Source organism: Shewanella sp. 10N.286.45.A1 (assembly GCF_041470405.1).
Lineage (GTDB): Bacteria > Pseudomonadota > Gammaproteobacteria > Enterobacterales > Shewanellaceae > Shewanella.
The window spans coordinates 1-15,415 of sequence record NZ_JBFRMK010000219.1 but is presented as its reverse complement, the minus strand read 5'-3'; the positions used below and the strand labels follow the sequence as shown (position 1 = coordinate 15,415).

General features: G+C 43.0%; 12 protein-coding genes. 8 read left to right on the top strand and 4 right to left on the bottom strand.

Annotation, left to right across the window (positions count from 1 at the left end; translation table 11 throughout):
• Window positions 1-115: 115 nt before the first annotated feature.
• A complete protein-coding gene (locus AB4238_RS16045; RefSeq protein ID WP_372034332.1) occupies window positions 116-3,205 on the bottom strand; it encodes an efflux RND transporter permease subunit in 3,090 nt (1,029 codons plus the stop codon).
• 5 nt (window positions 3,206-3,210) lie between these two features.
• Window positions 3,211-4,323, bottom strand: coding sequence for an efflux RND transporter periplasmic adaptor subunit (locus tag AB4238_RS16040; protein ID WP_372034331.1), 1,113 nt, complete (start codon window positions 4,321-4,323; stop codon window positions 3,211-3,213).
• Between the two features lie 163 nt (window positions 4,324-4,486).
• On the opposite strand from AB4238_RS16040, the gene AB4238_RS16035 reads away from it, so the two are divergent.
• On the top strand, window positions 4,487-5,101 hold the full coding sequence (locus AB4238_RS16035; RefSeq protein ID WP_372034333.1) for a TetR/AcrR family transcriptional regulator: 615 nt from the start codon (window positions 4,487-4,489) through the stop codon (window positions 5,099-5,101).
• A 109-nt stretch (window positions 5,102-5,210) separates the two neighbouring features.
• Entirely contained in the window at window positions 5,211-6,095 is an 885-nt protein-coding gene (locus AB4238_RS16030; protein WP_372034330.1) for an autotransporter outer membrane beta-barrel domain-containing protein, read from the top strand.
• Between the two features lie 21 nt (window positions 6,096-6,116).
• Here AB4238_RS16030 and AB4238_RS16025 read toward each other — a convergent pair whose 3' ends face one another.
• Together AB4238_RS16025 and AB4238_RS16020 are read right to left on the bottom strand one after the other, a co-directional pair.
• Window positions 6,117-6,677, bottom strand: a complete 561-nt coding sequence (locus AB4238_RS16025; protein WP_372034329.1) for a chalcone isomerase family protein — start codon at window positions 6,675-6,677, stop codon at window positions 6,117-6,119.
• A 22-nt stretch (window positions 6,678-6,699) separates the two neighbouring features.
• On the bottom strand, window positions 6,700-7,179 hold the full coding sequence (locus tag AB4238_RS16020; RefSeq protein ID WP_371992489.1) for a DUF2947 domain-containing protein: 480 nt from the start codon (window positions 7,177-7,179) through the stop codon (window positions 6,700-6,702).
• 496 nt (window positions 7,180-7,675) lie between these two features.
• Between AB4238_RS16020 and AB4238_RS16015 the strand changes: the two genes are divergently transcribed.
• From AB4238_RS16015 to AB4238_RS15990, 6 genes are all read left to right on the top strand, one after another.
• Window positions 7,676-9,658, top strand: coding sequence for a methyl-accepting chemotaxis protein (locus AB4238_RS16015; RefSeq protein WP_372034328.1), 1,983 nt, complete (start codon window positions 7,676-7,678; stop codon window positions 9,656-9,658).
• 455 nt (window positions 9,659-10,113) lie between these two features.
• Window positions 10,114-11,004, top strand: a complete 891-nt coding sequence (locus AB4238_RS16010) for a hypothetical protein (RefSeq protein WP_372034327.1) — start codon at window positions 10,114-10,116, stop codon at window positions 11,002-11,004.
• A complete protein-coding gene (locus tag AB4238_RS16005) occupies window positions 11,001-13,598 on the top strand; it encodes a hypothetical protein (RefSeq protein ID WP_372034326.1) in 2,598 nt (865 codons plus the stop codon). Before AB4238_RS16010 ends, AB4238_RS16005 begins: the two co-directional genes overlap by 4 nt.
• Window positions 13,595-13,777, top strand: coding sequence for a hypothetical protein (locus AB4238_RS16000; RefSeq protein ID WP_371992495.1), 183 nt, complete (start codon window positions 13,595-13,597; stop codon window positions 13,775-13,777). The genes AB4238_RS16005 and AB4238_RS16000 overlap by 4 nt, the downstream gene beginning before the upstream one ends.
• A gap of 5 nt (window positions 13,778-13,782) precedes the next feature.
• A complete protein-coding gene (locus AB4238_RS15995) occupies window positions 13,783-14,085 on the top strand; it encodes a hypothetical protein (protein WP_371992496.1) in 303 nt (100 codons plus the stop codon).
• Window positions 14,086-14,557: 472 nt separating this feature from the next.
• Window positions 14,558-15,415, top strand: an 858-nt coding sequence (locus AB4238_RS15990; protein ID WP_372034325.1) for a tyrosine-type recombinase/integrase, incomplete at its 3' end; no start/stop codon positions are given.

Below are 15,415 nucleotides of genomic sequence, written 5' to 3'. Positions count from 1 at the left end.
GGATCTGTTATAAGTCACTAATTTTCAGGTGTATATAAGTCTAATATAATAAGGCCCTCTAATGAGAGGGCTTTATGTTCAATCTTTTAATTACGAAGTGACAATGAATTTTAAACTAAGTTGTAGAAATAGTATTCACATTTGCCATCGGTGTATTTATAGTGTTCTTTTTAGGGCGCATAATTAAATGGTACATAGTTGGCACCCAAACTAATGAAAGAAGGGTAGTCAGTAGTGTTCCACCTGCAATGGCTATTGCAAAGGGAGGCCAGAACCCACCGCCAGCGATAATCAATGGCAGGAAACCACCGATAGTCGTAATGGTCGTCGAGCCGATATGGCGGCCACAGCTGGTAACAAGATCAACAATCACATGGCTATCGCCATCTCTAGCGGCGGGAACCTCTTCCAACTCGGCTAAAATAACAATAGCGGCATTGATAGCAAGTCCCATTAAACCTAGCAGACCAATAATCACGGTAAAGCCGAACGGGTAGCCAAATGTATAAACAGCAAGTAAGCCAAGTCCCGCTGATTGCATCGCGCTAAACAGTATAATGGCGGTTAACCTAAATGAGTTAAAAGATAGAACAACGGTGGCAAAAAGTAGTGTCACCACTAGCACTAGGTTTGACATCAAATTACCGACAGCTTCATTACGTTTTGCGCTTTCACCGCCGACCTCAATGCGATAGCCTCCCGGCAATGCAATAGCATCAAGCTTATCTTTAGCGCGGTTGAGTACCTCTTGTGGGAGTACACCGCTAGTGATGTAGGCTTCAATCGTGTTAACGCGTTGTCCATCTCTGCGCGGAATTGCGCCGCGGCTTACTTCAATTTTGTTGCTTGATATGGCCGACAACGGAATACCATTGCCATTGCCCGACACCAACATTAATCCAGATAGCTTGGTTTGCTCTTCGCGGGTACTGTCATGCAGCCTTACCCTGATAGGTAGAGATTCCGTTTGCTCTAGAATGCTGCCGCCATTTATTCCAGTGGTCGCCATTTCAACTTGCTTGGCGATATCGGTTAATGACAAGCCGCTCATCAGACTGGCATCTTCATTGACCTGTAACCAGACTTTAGGCGCGCCTGCACTTAAAGTGGCGCGAGTGTGGATAACGTCAGTAGTATCACTGAGCACTTTCCTGACTTGCTCACCAAGTAGTTTTAGTTGGTCGAGGTTAGGGCCAAAAATTCGCAACTCTACCGGAGCATTAAATGGCGGTCCTTGTTCAAGCTTTCTTACAATGACCTGAGCTTGTGGGAAATCAATATCGAGCGATTTTTGTAGCTGTGGAATAAGCTTATTTGCAGTATCAAAGTCACTGACTTTTACCATGGCTTGGGCGTAATGACTCGCCCCTTGTTGACGCTGCAGTAGATTGTAGTAAAAAGAGGGAGCGTTACCGCCAATCACCCAATCTATTCGGGTGATGCCATCAGTTTCTCTTAGGGCTTTATCCATCAGCTCCACCTGAATGCGAGTATTGTCGACACTGACATGGGGTGCTAAATAAACTTCTATTTGAAACATATCTCGATCTGACGGTGGAAAGAATTGTTCAGTCATCTTACCCGCGGCAATAAAGCCCATAACGGGGAGAATACCGATCACAACGGCTGATAGTAGCGGGCGAGACAGTGCAAAAGATAAACTGCGCCTAAAGGTATTGCTCATTAGTGGCAGCTTTATACCATGGTGGTACCAGCGCGTGCCTTTGCCATCAACACCAAAGCGACCCGCCAGTCCTGCAATGATGGTGTGTGAGATAATAAATGAGCCGAGTAGGGCGAACATTACAGAGATGGCAATACCACCCACAAACTCGCCGGCAGCGCCAGGCATTAACACAATCGGCGCGAAAGCTAGCATGGTGGTAATGGTGGAGCCCGCCAATGGTAGCCATAAATGTTGTAAGGTCTCTTTCACGGCGCGAATTCTATCTTGCCCTTGTTGGCGTCGTTGAGAAATAGCATCAACAATAACAATGGCGTTATCAACCATGATCCCAAGCGCGACAACTAAACCTGTGACTGACATCTGATGGATCGGTAAGCCGATATACTTCATGCAGGCGAGGGTGAATAGCGCGGTGAGTGGCAGTGATAGCGAGACAATAACGGCATTTCTGAGGCCAAGGGTTAACATCAGTACTGCAAGAATTATCACAAAGCCCAGTAGCAGGCTACCGACTAATCCGCTCAGTCTGTCTGTGGTGTAATGCTCTTGGTCAAATAACCATTCAATTTCAATATTGGCGGGGATCCCAGCTTGCATCTCATCGACAACAAGACGCACTTTTTCAAGCCAAAGATCGACGCGTGTATTGTTAAGCATACGCGCGGCAACCATCACTCCTTGTTGCTGTTCAATCAGTGCAATGCTGGTGGCTGGCATTTTCGGTTGCCTGCTAATACTAGCAATATCACCTAAACGGATGATTTGACCTGTACTGGTGACTTTTAACGGAACCTCTCTTACACGCGCCATGGAATCGAGCTCCCCTGACACCTCTACTAGGGCTCTAAAGTTATTATTGTTAATTTCCCCCGCGGCTACCTTTGCATCAGCATTATGTAAAATCTGCGCGATCTGTTTCGGACTTAGCTGGAGTTGGTTAACCTTATGGCCATCAAGCTGAACTAAAATTTCCTCTGTGGGCTGGCCATATAGTTTGACAAAATTGGTGCCATTTAACAGTCGGAGTCGGCTTTGAAGCTCTTTGGCATAACGATTTAGCATGTCGGTGCGCACAGCACCTTCGCCGCGCCAAGCTACGCCCAGAATCGCAGTATTGGCATAGCCAACTTTATCATCGAGAATGGCATTTTGTGCTGAGGTTGGTAGCAGACCTTTTGCATCTGAGATCATATCGCGGGCGCGTGACCAAACAGGTGCCGTCTCAAGCACACTGTCTTTAAGCTCAAGCTGAATTACCGAGATCCCCGGGCGAGATGTTGATTGAACTAGCTTTAACTCTTCTAGGCGGCGTAACTCACTTTCTAGTACTTCGGTGACTAACGCTTCAACGCGCTCCGCTGAGGCACCAGGATAGTGAGTGATTACAGAAGCGAAGCGGTTGGTGATATCGGGATCTTCCATACGCGGCAGGCTGGATATTGCGCCCAAGCCAGCCACTAATAACAGTGCGATGACCAAGCTGATTAAGCGGCCATTCTCTACTAATGCCTTAACCATCTTGACTACCTCGTTGCTAAGCTAGTTTGGCGGATCACGATTTGGCCTGCGACCAGCTTATGCAAGCCTTGGTCAACATATGACTCATTTTCGCTAATGGCACCGTTTATAAAGGCTTTGTCTTTTGCGGTATAGATGATCTCTACATCCCTGCGTTCAACTCTGTCGCGTTGTTTATCATCGTTGCTAATCACATAGATGTTCCATAAACCGCGAACGCCGTCAGTTAATGCCGAGATAGGCACCCAGTAACCGTCAGCTTCTATTGCGTGTTGGTAAGCAAGGTAACTCAGTTCACCATTGATGACGTCTGCATCTGCAGGCAGTGTCACTCGAAGCTCTACGGTACGGGTGACAGGATCTAACTCAGCGCCTATCCCGGCAATTGTCGCTTGGTAGAACTTATCTCTCACACGCAAACTAACCTTTTGGCCACTGTTTAAGCTATTTGATACCGCAACTGGAACGCCAATATAAGCCTGAACATTATTGTGTTCAATCAAGGTAAATACTGGGCTTCCTACTGCAATCACTTCACCAAGGTTATGGCGACGCTTACTAATGTTGCCACTGAAAGGAGCGATGAGATCTGACTTTTGTATTTTGAGCTGGTTGGCTTGGAATGAAGCGGCAAGGCGGCTTTTTGCGGCCAATAAACTATCGAGTTGACCTTGTTGCTCATCCAGTTGCTGCTCTGATGTGTAGCCTTGCTTTTTCAACTTTAAGCTTCTGTTTAAGGTTGCTGTGGCTAAATCTAAATCGGCTTTATTTTGTGCAAGACTGGCGTTTAGCTCATTCTCTTGTGCTTGTAATAATCGAGTGTCTAGCTGAGCCAGTAGTTGCCCTTGTACCACACTGTCGCCACTGTCGACCAAAAGTGCATTAATTTTTCCAGCTAACTCAAAACCCACTCCGGTGGTATTTCCCGCACGAATGGTGCCTGAAAATTCTTGCGAGTAAGGATAAGAGGATTCAGCTACTAATTCACTGGTACTAACGGATTGATAACTCGGCGTGTCTGTTGCTACCACAGGGGCGTCTTGGCATGCAGTTAGTATGCTAATAGCAGCTAAGCTTAAAACCAGACTACGACGAGTCAGAGCTCTTATAATATCCATTTTATAAAATCCGTTTGGGTTAAGTTAATGGTTAACACAGCGTAAAGGAAACGTTAAACTAGACTGTCTAGTCTATTTTGTAAGAACTAGACTGTCCAGTCCATTTTATGATTAAATGGCTTAACTGATATTTTTCAGCAGCCTAAAAAGAGCGTGAATGCCAATGAATACTCCAGTGATGAGCCGTAGTGAGCAAAAAAGAGATCAAATTTTGCTTGCTGCTAAAGAGCTTTTTTGTGAACAAGGCTTTCCAAATACCAGTATGGATGAAGTGGCAAAGCTTGCGGGTGTGTCTAAGCAAACTGTGTACTCCCACTTTGGTTGCAAGGATGATCTGTTCGTCGCTTCGATTGAATCTAAATGCATCATGCATGGCGTTAATGATGAGATGTTGGCAGACCCTTCAATGCCTGAAACCACCTTGGCTATGTTTGCTAAGCACTTCGGTGAGGTGATCACCAGTCCTGAAGCGATAACCGTGTTTAAAGCCTGTGTGTCGCAAGCAGATACCCATCCTGAGATCTCTAAACTATTTTACAGCGCCGGCCCTGAGAACATACTGGGCTTGTTAAGTGACTATTTTATTAAGGTGGCCGAATTAGGGGGTTACCAGTTTGATAATCCTCATCATTGTGCTGTTCGCTTTTGCTTATTGATGTTTGGTGAGATGCGAATGAAGCAGGAGCTCGGGCTCGATATTACTGAACTATTGGCTGATAGAGAGGAATATCTTAGTGGTAGCGTTGAAATGTTCTTAAGTGCTTATAAGATAAATTAAGTGTTAACTTTTCTTTCTGTTACAAAGTGATCCTATTTTCATTAACAAACGTAAGTTAGAGTCAGAATAACAATTAAAGATTGTCGCCTTTTCCGCTAATGGAGTTAGCATGCAAATAAAACCGATATTAATGACCTCAATGGTGGTCTCCACTATGGCGCTGTCGTCATATGCATATGCCAAACCCGGCAAACAATATTCACCGTTAAGCGTTAGCGTATCGAGAATTGCCACTGGAACTGCAGAGGTGGGTGAGCAAGGTAATGAATTACAGCGCGATCAGTGGATGTTTGATTTAAAGACCGGCATGCCACTGAATAAGCAGTGGATGATTGGCGCCAAGCTCGGTTACGACAACCTCGATTATGATTGGACATCTACCAGCATTGCAGGCCGACAGACTTGGGACAAGATTGAGCGTTACCGCGCAAGTGTGTCTTTGTCTTACCGCCCAGATGACCATTGGATGTTCATATTAGCGCCTAAGATCCAATACGCAGCATCGGACAACGCGTCACTGAGTAATGCGCAGAGCTATGGTGCATTTCTATCTGCAATGTACCGTTTTGGCTCCGGCAATATGATTGGTTTTGGTGTGGGCTACCTTAATGATATTGATGAGGTAAGAACGGTGCCGTTTATAGCCGTTAACTGGCAAATTACCGATAAGCTTAAATTAGGCAATCCGTTCTCTGCCGGGTTTAGTGGACCAGCAGGTCTTGAACTCAGTTATGCAATGAATCCTGATTGGGATTTTGGTGTAGGGACATCTAAAAGAACTAACCGCTTCTTGATTGCTGATGATGAAGAGACGGCGGAGATTGACGAGTGGGTGAGTTTTGCGCGAGTCGGTTGGAAGGTTAACTCATCATTTAGCGTTAACGGTTACGCTGGTTACTTCTTTAATGGCGAACTTGAATTGAATCCGCAAAACAGTAAAGAAGAGATTGAAAGCCAAGGCGCATTGGCCTTGGATCTCACTTACAAATTCTAAGCCAGTTTTGCTTAAAAGGTATTACTTGCCCAACATCGCTTTCTTTAAGCTTTTTTGGGCGGGTGCATCACCTAACCATATGTTTAACAATGCTTGACGAAATGCTTCGCTCTTGATGGTTGCTTGAGCGACCCCATTTTTATATGCGGTAACACCAAGCGCCTTACTTGCTAATAAGGTGAACTGATCGCCCTCGACAATTTCGTCGCTGAATAATCCCATAAATTGATCTATCTGCCCCTGGATTGGTGTGGTATTACCATCAGTTGCATCATCAAAACCTTCGTTAATCGCATCTGCCATTTTTTCAGCGGTGATCATCCCTGAAGTAATGTTCAACCTAACGGCTGCATTGTCAGCCGATAAAACGGCAGCGGTGTTATCGAGAGTTTGAGGAAGGTATAAACTGCCTACATAGAGGTCGATAAAAAACTTACTACGAACGCCAGCGCCATTGAGTACTAAGTTTTGCTCGTTCAGAGTCACAGTGTCATTAAGTTGAACACCAGATACCTCTTTAGCTTGCAAGGTAAACGGGAGTAGTAGCGCTGTAGCAAGCGCCAGTTTTGAAAGTAATGTCATAATAACCTCAAATCGATGCGTTTTATCCGCGGTTGCCTAGTTTGTACTGACCGCTCTGCAAAAACATAATTGCTTGTTTTTGTTTCGGTGAAATAAGCAGTGGACCATCATCAAAAAACAGGAAGCACTTCCAGTTCCTGACAAATACATCCCAACGGGTTTCAATAACTTGGTATTTCTCATAGCAAAAATAGACTTTAGCGCTATCTTGCCAATCTATATGCAGCGCTATCGGCTCTGGAAGAGCGGCTTCTTCACTGTCCCAGGCACTTTGCCAATGCTCTGTATCTGTCCAAGCACTATCTTTAGCTGCCCAATCGCCTTTACCAAATTGTTCTGCATAGCTGCTTTTATTGCTTATCCACTTATTCCAAACTTCCATAGACGCTTTTTGAGATAGTGGCTTAATCAGCGCTTTATCTTCATCGGTAACAGGTAAGTCTTTGTGGTTGAAAATCCACTTACGTTTGTATTGTGCTAACGGAATATAGGTGTCTGACACACGGCCTCTCTGTTGAATTTATTTTGCTAAACATGCAGTGCCCGACATTATATACGCAAACTAACTCTAGGGGCATATAGCGGCTTGTTTTTTAATTGCGATAATGAGCTCAGGCGAACAATGAAAAATCGTTATTCGGTATGGATATTGTTTCCGTATAAAAATGCCAAAGAAGCATAAATAATCGATTAACATCATAATTTACAAGGGTATTAACCCTAACAGTCAGCAGCTAAATACTCTGCTAAAGCAGACTATTTAGCCCAAGTTTAGCGTAAGTTCCTTTCAAATCTCATTTTGACTTTATAAAGGGCTCATTTTTTTACATTTGCCACTGTTGGTCTACTTTTTTGGTGACACAAGTTACAATACTGCATTATTGGATACAATGTGCAAGATGGCGTTCTGTTGTATTGCACATTATTCTTTTGCTTTCCATGTACTTCTATTTGCATGAAAATCAATTGATTAAAAAGGGATAATTAAAAATACGTCTATGACACTAAAATACAAATTACTATATTCGTTTATTGTATTGGGGATGGTTCCCGCTGCCATCATTGCATTTTTTGCTTTGTATATCGCCAGCAGTAGTATTGAAGAGCAAGCTTACGATCAGTTAACTTCAATGAGAGAGATTAAGAAAAACCAATTGGAAGAATACTTCCTGCAAACTCAGAAAGATCTCTCTTTAATTAACACCGTATGGTCAGATAACTTAAAGCTCGATTCGGAGCTGAGGCCAGAGCTATTAGCCCAGCTTAAACATGATTTTTTTAAGTCTTTTATCAAAGAGTTTAACTATTACGATCTATTTATTATTGATGAAGCTGGCGAGATATTTTATAGCGTCGCAAAAGAAGCTGATTACAAAACAAATTTAAAGTCTGGACCTTATAACAACTCAGGTTTAGGGCGACTATTCCAAAAAGTCGGTATGAGTCAGCAGGTAGAAATAGAAGATTTTGCGCCTTATGCCCCCAGCAATAATGAACCTGCGAGCTTTATCGCCGAACCTATTAAGGTTAACGGTAAAGTCATAGGGGTGATTGCTCTGCAATTATCAATTGAAAAAATAAACCAAATCATGCAATTCCGTCAGGGAATGGGCGATACCGGTGAAACCTATCTTGTTGGTAGTGATTTTAAGATGCGTTCAGACTCTTTCTTAGATCCTATCGGACACTCTGTTGTTGCAAGTTTCGCCGGAAACGTCCGAAATAATGGCGTTCAAACAGAAGCGGTAAGCGCAGGTTTTAGAGGTGAATCGAGTACAGATATCATTATCGACTATAACGGTAACCCAGTTTTATCATCTTATACCCCTGTGGAGTTTCTGGGTTTATCTTGGGTGTTACTGGCAGAGATTGATGAGTCTGAAGCCTTTGCAGCTTTAAATTACCTGCAAACAATTATCACTATTATCTGTTTATTAACGGTTGCCGGGATCATTTTGGTGACCTTTTTTATTGCAAAATCAATACTTAAACCAATAGGTGGCGAGCCTGCAGAGATGGAATCATTAACCCGCAAGATAGCCGAGGGTGACTTGACGACTCACTTCGATAGCAGCTCTAACCATACTGGCGTATACGCGTCTATGGTTTCAATGACGCAGAGCTTGACTCGCATGATGGGAGCTTTGACTCATGTAACCTCAGAGTTATCAAGTGCAGCCGAACAAACCAGTAGCACCAGTGTGCAAGCTAGTGCTAGCTTACAAGAGCAGCAAGCGAGCATTGAAACAGTCTCATCAGCTATGTATGAAATGTCAGAAACTATCGAAAGTGTTTCTGAAAATGCCCGTTCAGTGGCTGACTTGTCAAATAACGCCACAGAGACATCAAAGCTTGCCAGCCACAATGTCAGCAATACGATTGAAGAGCTACATGAGCTGGTTGATGAGGTGGGAACCGCCACAGAAGTCATTGCAGAGATTGAATCAAAAAGCCAAGGTATCGGCTCTATTTTAGAGGTCATCCGAGGGATCTCTGAGCAAACTAATTTATTAGCCCTTAACGCAGCGATTGAAGCTGCTAGAGCAGGAGAACAGGGACGAGGCTTTGCGGTTGTTGCCGATGAAGTTCGTCAATTGGCGCAGAAAACACAGCTATCTACCGCGGATATCGAAGAGATGATTGCGCAACTCCAGTTAGATACACAAAATGCTGTCACGGTGATGAAGCAGAGCAGCGAGCATACTCAAAAGACGATTCAAGCTGCCGCTAGCAGCAAAGAGTCTATCCAGCTTGCAATGGAAGAGATGCTAAGTATCTCAGCCAATGCAGAGCAGATAGCAACGGCCACGGGCCAACAATCGTTAGCGGCCCAAGAGATAAGCCAAAGTATCACAGCAATTAATGATACTGCGGCGCAAAATGCAGCGGGTTCTGAACAGGTCGCTGCCGCGAGCGAACATATAGAACAATTGTCGCAGCAACTGAGTTCGTTAAGTGCGCAATTTAAAATCAACAGTTAGCCAAGGGTAACGGCTATTGTTGACGTTTAAAAATAAAGCACTACCCACAGTAAAGAAACCACAATAAAGTGCCAGCCATACAGTGGCACTTTATTGATGATTGCTATCGTTTTAGCAATCATCAGTTCAGTCAATCATCCTTTGTCGTTCGTTTATTATTCACCTGTTTGTTGGCGCACAGTTTTTATACTTAACGCACTCATTTCATTACTATTCATTGCAATTCTTTAGGAGGTGTATTACTTTGCCAACATAAAACTAAAGAGGGACTTTTTGTGTCGTTACTAAGGACAGTTTGGCTATATTGCCTGCTCATTTTTTTACTCTGGGGTTGTGCGGTCGATAAAAGGCCTGATCAATACACCAGCGCTATTACTGTAAGTGGATCTTTATCTGCTCATGCCAGTCACCTTTCCCAATACAAGGACTTACAAAAAGCGCTAAAGTATCGAAATTTGAGCGTAACTGATGCGGGTGAAGTATTACCTATTAATCAGAGCGTTTGTAATGCTGCGCTTTTCTATCGCGTCACTCAAACCAATCTTCCTCAGTACATAGGCAAGCATCAAGATCTATTATCTGGTTTCTATATCGATGTTGCGCAAGTTAATCGTAGTTGGCTGGTGGTGGATACCGATAATGACTTTTCGGCAGTCAACAACCAACAACAACTGACAGATATCGCTGCAAGCTTAACGCCCAAAATGATGCGCCAAGATGTCATCATTATTCGGCCAGCCCCCGGTTTAGATAGCGCCAGTTTGATTGACTTAGCACAGACCGCTAAAACGCTTTTTCTAGGTCATAGACTGCAATTTATCGTCGATAAACAGCACTTTGCATTAATGAATAATTTGGTTGTTGAGCCACTATCCACAGCGGCGTCGCAATCCCATGCCTTCATAGCAGCGACTGAGAAAACCTCTGATGCGCGTAAGCGTATGATTATGACCATGGACAGCTTTGACGTTGCAGACCCTATCGCCATCGTCGTCGACTCGCAGCCGTTAACAGCCTGCATGCAAGCTAACAAGCATGCCATTTTGTCACCAACACAAAGCGTGACAGCAGCGCCGTTGAAAGTGGATGCGGTTTTACTTGCGAGCGTATTACCATCTAATGCTGATTTTAACCGCCTACCGGAGCAGCAACAGCTGCTCAGCCAAGGGCAATATCTGAGCATTAATAACCAGCAACTAAGTTACCGTGTACATGACAAACTGCCGAATAATCGCTGTAGTTTGCTAAAGAAAGGCGATGAAGATTATCAGTACTGCATAGATAGACAACAAGATGGCGAAACAGTCACCACGACGAAAAAATACATTATGAAGAAACAGAAATGAAGCAAAGTAAGTTTTTAAATCATGCAAAAATCTGGATGTTGCTCGGTCTATTTATCGTTTATGTCTGTTTAGAGTTATCGCTAAACATCTTATTGATTGATATGTATGCGCAGCCGATCCAAGCTGTTTTTGGGGAGCATCTAATTACGGCAGAGCGGCTAGAGTTGTTTGGTCGAACCCTGTCTGGATTTGGTTTAGCATTGGCGGTGGCCACTTTTATTCCAGCCAAACAGTTTAATTTACTTATTCGTGATAAAAGCCAGAAAGTAATCGCAAATACAGCATTAACACCTAAAACTGCTCGGCTTATAAATGGAGTTTTTCGTCCGCTATTGCTTGTGGTTGTTTGGGCATTAATTATCCCTTGCTTGCGGATTGCGGTCGATGGTGTTGTCGATACAACTTCAAATGAGAAGAAACTGGGCGCAGTGCGGGCCATTGTTTATAAAGAAGCGTACTTAGCTGAAACCGTTGCTATTGAAGGATTCCCGCAATTTGATGAGATTGTTAGCGACCCGAAACGTAGAGATTTGATGGTGGCGCTTATTCCATCTTTGGCTTATTTTTCTAGCGGATTTAATCAGCTGATTGAATCCAACTTAGAGAACATGGCTGATCAGTTCTTACTTAATCGCCAAGAAGAGTATTTCATTAAAGACGCTATTCCTCGAATTAGGCAGTTTGACCGCACCTATAAGCAGGAGTTGGCAAGTTACCAAAAGGCGAGTAAAGGTTACCTTGAGGCGCTAAAGAAAGAGAATAATTACTCGTTGATTGAGCGAGAGCGAGTTACTTTACAGAATAAAGCCAACGATAAAATAAATAACCATTGGAAAAGCTATTCACAGGCGTTGCTAGATGCCGATAACTATAAAAAAGAGGTCGCAGAGGACTCTACTAACGCGATTAGAAAGGGTTATAGCTCAGTCAAAGATGATTATTTTAGCTCAAACTGTAATTCAGCATGCCGTCGGCAACTTAAAGTCGATTTTGCACAATACCTGACGACGCTTAAATACGACACGGGAGAATCGTTTGGCGTTTATTTAACAGCTGACGATATCACCGTTGCCAAGATGCTTAAGTCCAAGTATTACCTCATGGCAATGTTTGAACGTGGCCGGATCAACTATATTCACCGCGTATACGGTATTCCAGAAGAGATGGAGTATGAGGAGTACAATCGGTCATCTCGGGCATTAAAAATCGCAGTCTCTCAATTTAAAGAACAGGGCGTTAAGGTTGCTGATAACTGGAGTTTTAATGATGAAAGAGCCTTGCATCAGGCGATTGAAACTAAGTACAAGGGCCGTGCTAAAGCGCTTTGGGCTGAGTACCGTAAAAACTCTCGCTTTGCAGTGGCTAAACCTCGTTTAGATCGAGTGGGTTTTGCTCGTTTGCCACAAGTAACCCAATACGCCCAGAAAACCCTTGGGAGTTACTATTTAGCAGAATTTAGCCCCAGTATTTCTGAGAGTAAATATAAGAAATTATGGCTCAACAAACAGGACAACATCTCCTTTATTAAAATGGTGACCTCTACAGCGGCCACTGCGGCATTTTCGCCTGGAGGGAGCATGTTCATGCTAGGAAAAGATGCCGTTAAGCTAGCGGTTATCCCACCTATGAGTATAGCTGCGAGCTTATTAGCCATATTTTTGCTGTTTATTAAGCTTGCGGTGTATTTATGGCCTAAGAATAAGGGGTATTTAACGCTGGCAATGCTTGCCGGTATACTGGCATTTGCCTTGCCTGTAGGCGCCTCTATCGCGAACAAAAATGCTTATCACACTATGATGGGCAATTTTGCAAAAGCATTCAGTACGGTTGACCCTTTCGATAAGTTTTTCACTATCGGCTTTGGTTATGTACTTGATATTGAAAATGGCATTTTCCAAACCTACCGTGATGTTAAGGTTGTTAGGTTAGTCGGTAAAGTCATTAAATATCAGCCACCGTCTCAAGCAGACAACACTGAAGGTGCGCCAACTGAGGTTATCACTGATCATGACGAGCATCTATTAAGAAGCTATGATGATTTTGCCTATAACTGGCTAGTATTCTTACCTAAAAGTCTCGGGCTCGGTGAGGTGATTAAACCTTTCGACACGAATATTACCGTGCTTAAACAAGACATGAATGTTGGTGCGTATTTGGGCGTACGGCTTGAAAATGAGAAAGTGGCTGCAGTGAATATGCCTAACTTCATGCAAAATTCCGATATTGGTTTACTAGCGGATCAAAAGTTTTTCTATAAACCTGATGTCAAAGGGTTGGTTGAAGAGTTCTCCTCTAACTATGACGATCCACAATATTGGTTACAACTGAGCCAAGGCAATATCGGTAAACAATCATTAATGCAGAAGCTTGAATTGAATATGGCTGCTTACCTCAATAGTAATGCATCCACTTTAGCACTGCTCAATACCCTAAATAAGAAAGGGCAGAATAACTTGATTTTGCTTGAATTAGAGCGCAATAAAAAATACCGCTGCTTTGTGCTCGGTGTTGTTGATGCACAGATGATCAGTGACTCTATTAATGTCAATTTCTTCGATTACCAAGAGCTTCCTAAATGTAAGGCTGTCCTATGATAAAAAGTATTTCTAATAAGATTATAGAGTGGCTGACAAAGAATTTAGTGCTGCTGTTTATGGTCGGTGTTTTATTTGCCTGCATTCAATTTTTTAATGCGCGAGAGCACCAAGCAATCAGCGAAGCCGCAAAGCAAGCTGAAATGATAAAAATTAAACTTTCAATGATTACGGAATAATAACTATGACAACGGAAACTAAGAGCAAGCGCTTCTCTTTTGAATTTGATGTGTTTAGCCTGATCACGCTAGCTGCCGTTTTATATCTAGCCTACAGCGCTCACATGACTAATATGAAAAATGCCGAAAAGCTAAATGGCCTACTGAGTAAGTATGAACAAACTCTTGATGCGGCGATTGCCAATGACAAAGTGACCTTGGATCGCTACCAAAAGAATGTCAAAAAGGCGGTGCAGTCACTGTCGCCTAAAGAGAAAGAACTAATGCTGGCATTGCTTGAAATCGATAGAAAGAAAAATACTCTGTAACGACGTTTATCTAGCTAGTCTCTACTGGCTTTAATCGTTCCAATAGCGATTATCCCTATAGAGAATAAAACCTCCACTTGGAGGTTTTTTTATAGGTAAATATCAAGCTTGAGATCTTTACTCTATTTGGCGGATATAGTGTTAAGTTTAGTCGCTTTGACTGAAAAATGGCTGGAAGGTAGCTAAAGATGAAAGTAAGGCAATAGACGAAATAGCTAACAGGAATTACATACGGTAGTGAAAGACTAACATTTACTATTTTGTAATCGCATATACAAAAGCTTGTATATGGTCTCCCCACAGGCGAGGATTGGCGACATTAACCAAAATTGATGAAAGTTAATGAATCTTTATTTATCAATATCTTACATGAGTATTTTGATTTTTGACTTTAATCAAAATTACTGTAAATTGATAAAAACTATCTCCTATGGCGGCACATAGGCGGCACAGGATTCGAGGTTAAGTCTTTATGGATAAAGAAATTAGTTTCACAAAACGTTGTTTCGAGCAGTTAGAGCCTCTTGAAAAAAGATATAGAATTCAAGATGCTAATCAAAGAGACTCTGTAAAAGGGCTCATTCTTGAGATAATGCCCTCTGGCAGCAAGTTTTTTCGCTTTCGCCGCAAGCGATTAGGGCGGGACGTTTCAGTGACCTTTGGTGAGTTTCCTAACCTCACAATTGAGAACGCCAGAAAACTGGCCAAACAAACTGCGGTAGAGCTTTCAGAGGGAGTTAACCCTAACGAGGCTAAGCGTAAACAAAAACGAGAAGCTGAATTAGAACGCGAGCTGTCTATGACGGTTCAAGAGCTTTTCGATGTGTTTGAGGTCGAGTTTCAGTTAAAGGTTAAGACTAATGAACGGCGACCAAAATCCCTACGTGATATTCAGTCACTCTGGAAAGCCCATCTTCAACCTAGAGTTGCCGATCTGCAAGTTGGCGACATAAGCCCACTCGATGCAAATAACCTACTAAAAAAAATCCTCATTAGTAAATCGGTGCCAATCCGCAATAAATGTCTGTCGTTAATGAAGTCGATGTTTAACGAGCAAGAACTCAATCCCTTTGCCAAGATCAAAAAACTCGCAGATGTAAAACGCGAACGTGTGCTGAGCAAGCTTGAAGTTAAAAATCTGCTCGAAGCCCTCAACCATGAAGAGCAGATCTATCAAGATGTGATTAAATTGCTACTGTTGACTGGTCAACGTAAAAGCTGTGTATTCAGTATGGAGTGGCGCGAAGTGGATCATGAGCGCGGTGTTTGGATAATTCCAACCAGTAAAATGAAAGCCAAAAGACCTCATGCTGGTAAGCGTCCGGTAAAC

Excerpts from the sequence above, each read along its gene's own strand:
- AB4238_RS16045 (WP_372034332.1), bottom strand. The coding sequence starts at position 3,205 with ATGGTTAAGGCATTAGTAGAGAATGGCCGCTTAATCAGCTTGGTCATC.
- AB4238_RS16040 (WP_372034331.1), bottom strand. The coding sequence starts at position 4,323 with ATGGATATTATAAGAGCTCTGACTCGTCGTAGTCTGGTTTTAAGCTTA.
- AB4238_RS16035 (WP_372034333.1), top strand. The coding sequence starts at position 4,487 with ATGAATACTCCAGTGATGAGCCGTAGTGAGCAAAAAAGAGATCAAATT.
- AB4238_RS16030 (WP_372034330.1), top strand. The coding sequence starts at position 5,211 with ATGCAAATAAAACCGATATTAATGACCTCAATGGTGGTCTCCACTATG.
- AB4238_RS16025 (WP_372034329.1), bottom strand. The coding sequence starts at position 6,677 with ATGACATTACTTTCAAAACTGGCGCTTGCTACAGCGCTACTACTCCCG.
- AB4238_RS16015 (WP_372034328.1), top strand. The coding sequence starts at position 7,676 with ATGACACTAAAATACAAATTACTATATTCGTTTATTGTATTGGGGATG.
- AB4238_RS16005 (WP_372034326.1), top strand. The coding sequence starts at position 11,001 with ATGAAGCAAAGTAAGTTTTTAAATCATGCAAAAATCTGGATGTTGCTC.
- AB4238_RS16000 (WP_371992495.1), top strand. The coding sequence starts at position 13,595 with ATGATAAAAAGTATTTCTAATAAGATTATAGAGTGGCTGACAAAGAAT.
- AB4238_RS15995 (WP_371992496.1), top strand. The coding sequence starts at position 13,783 with ATGACAACGGAAACTAAGAGCAAGCGCTTCTCTTTTGAATTTGATGTG.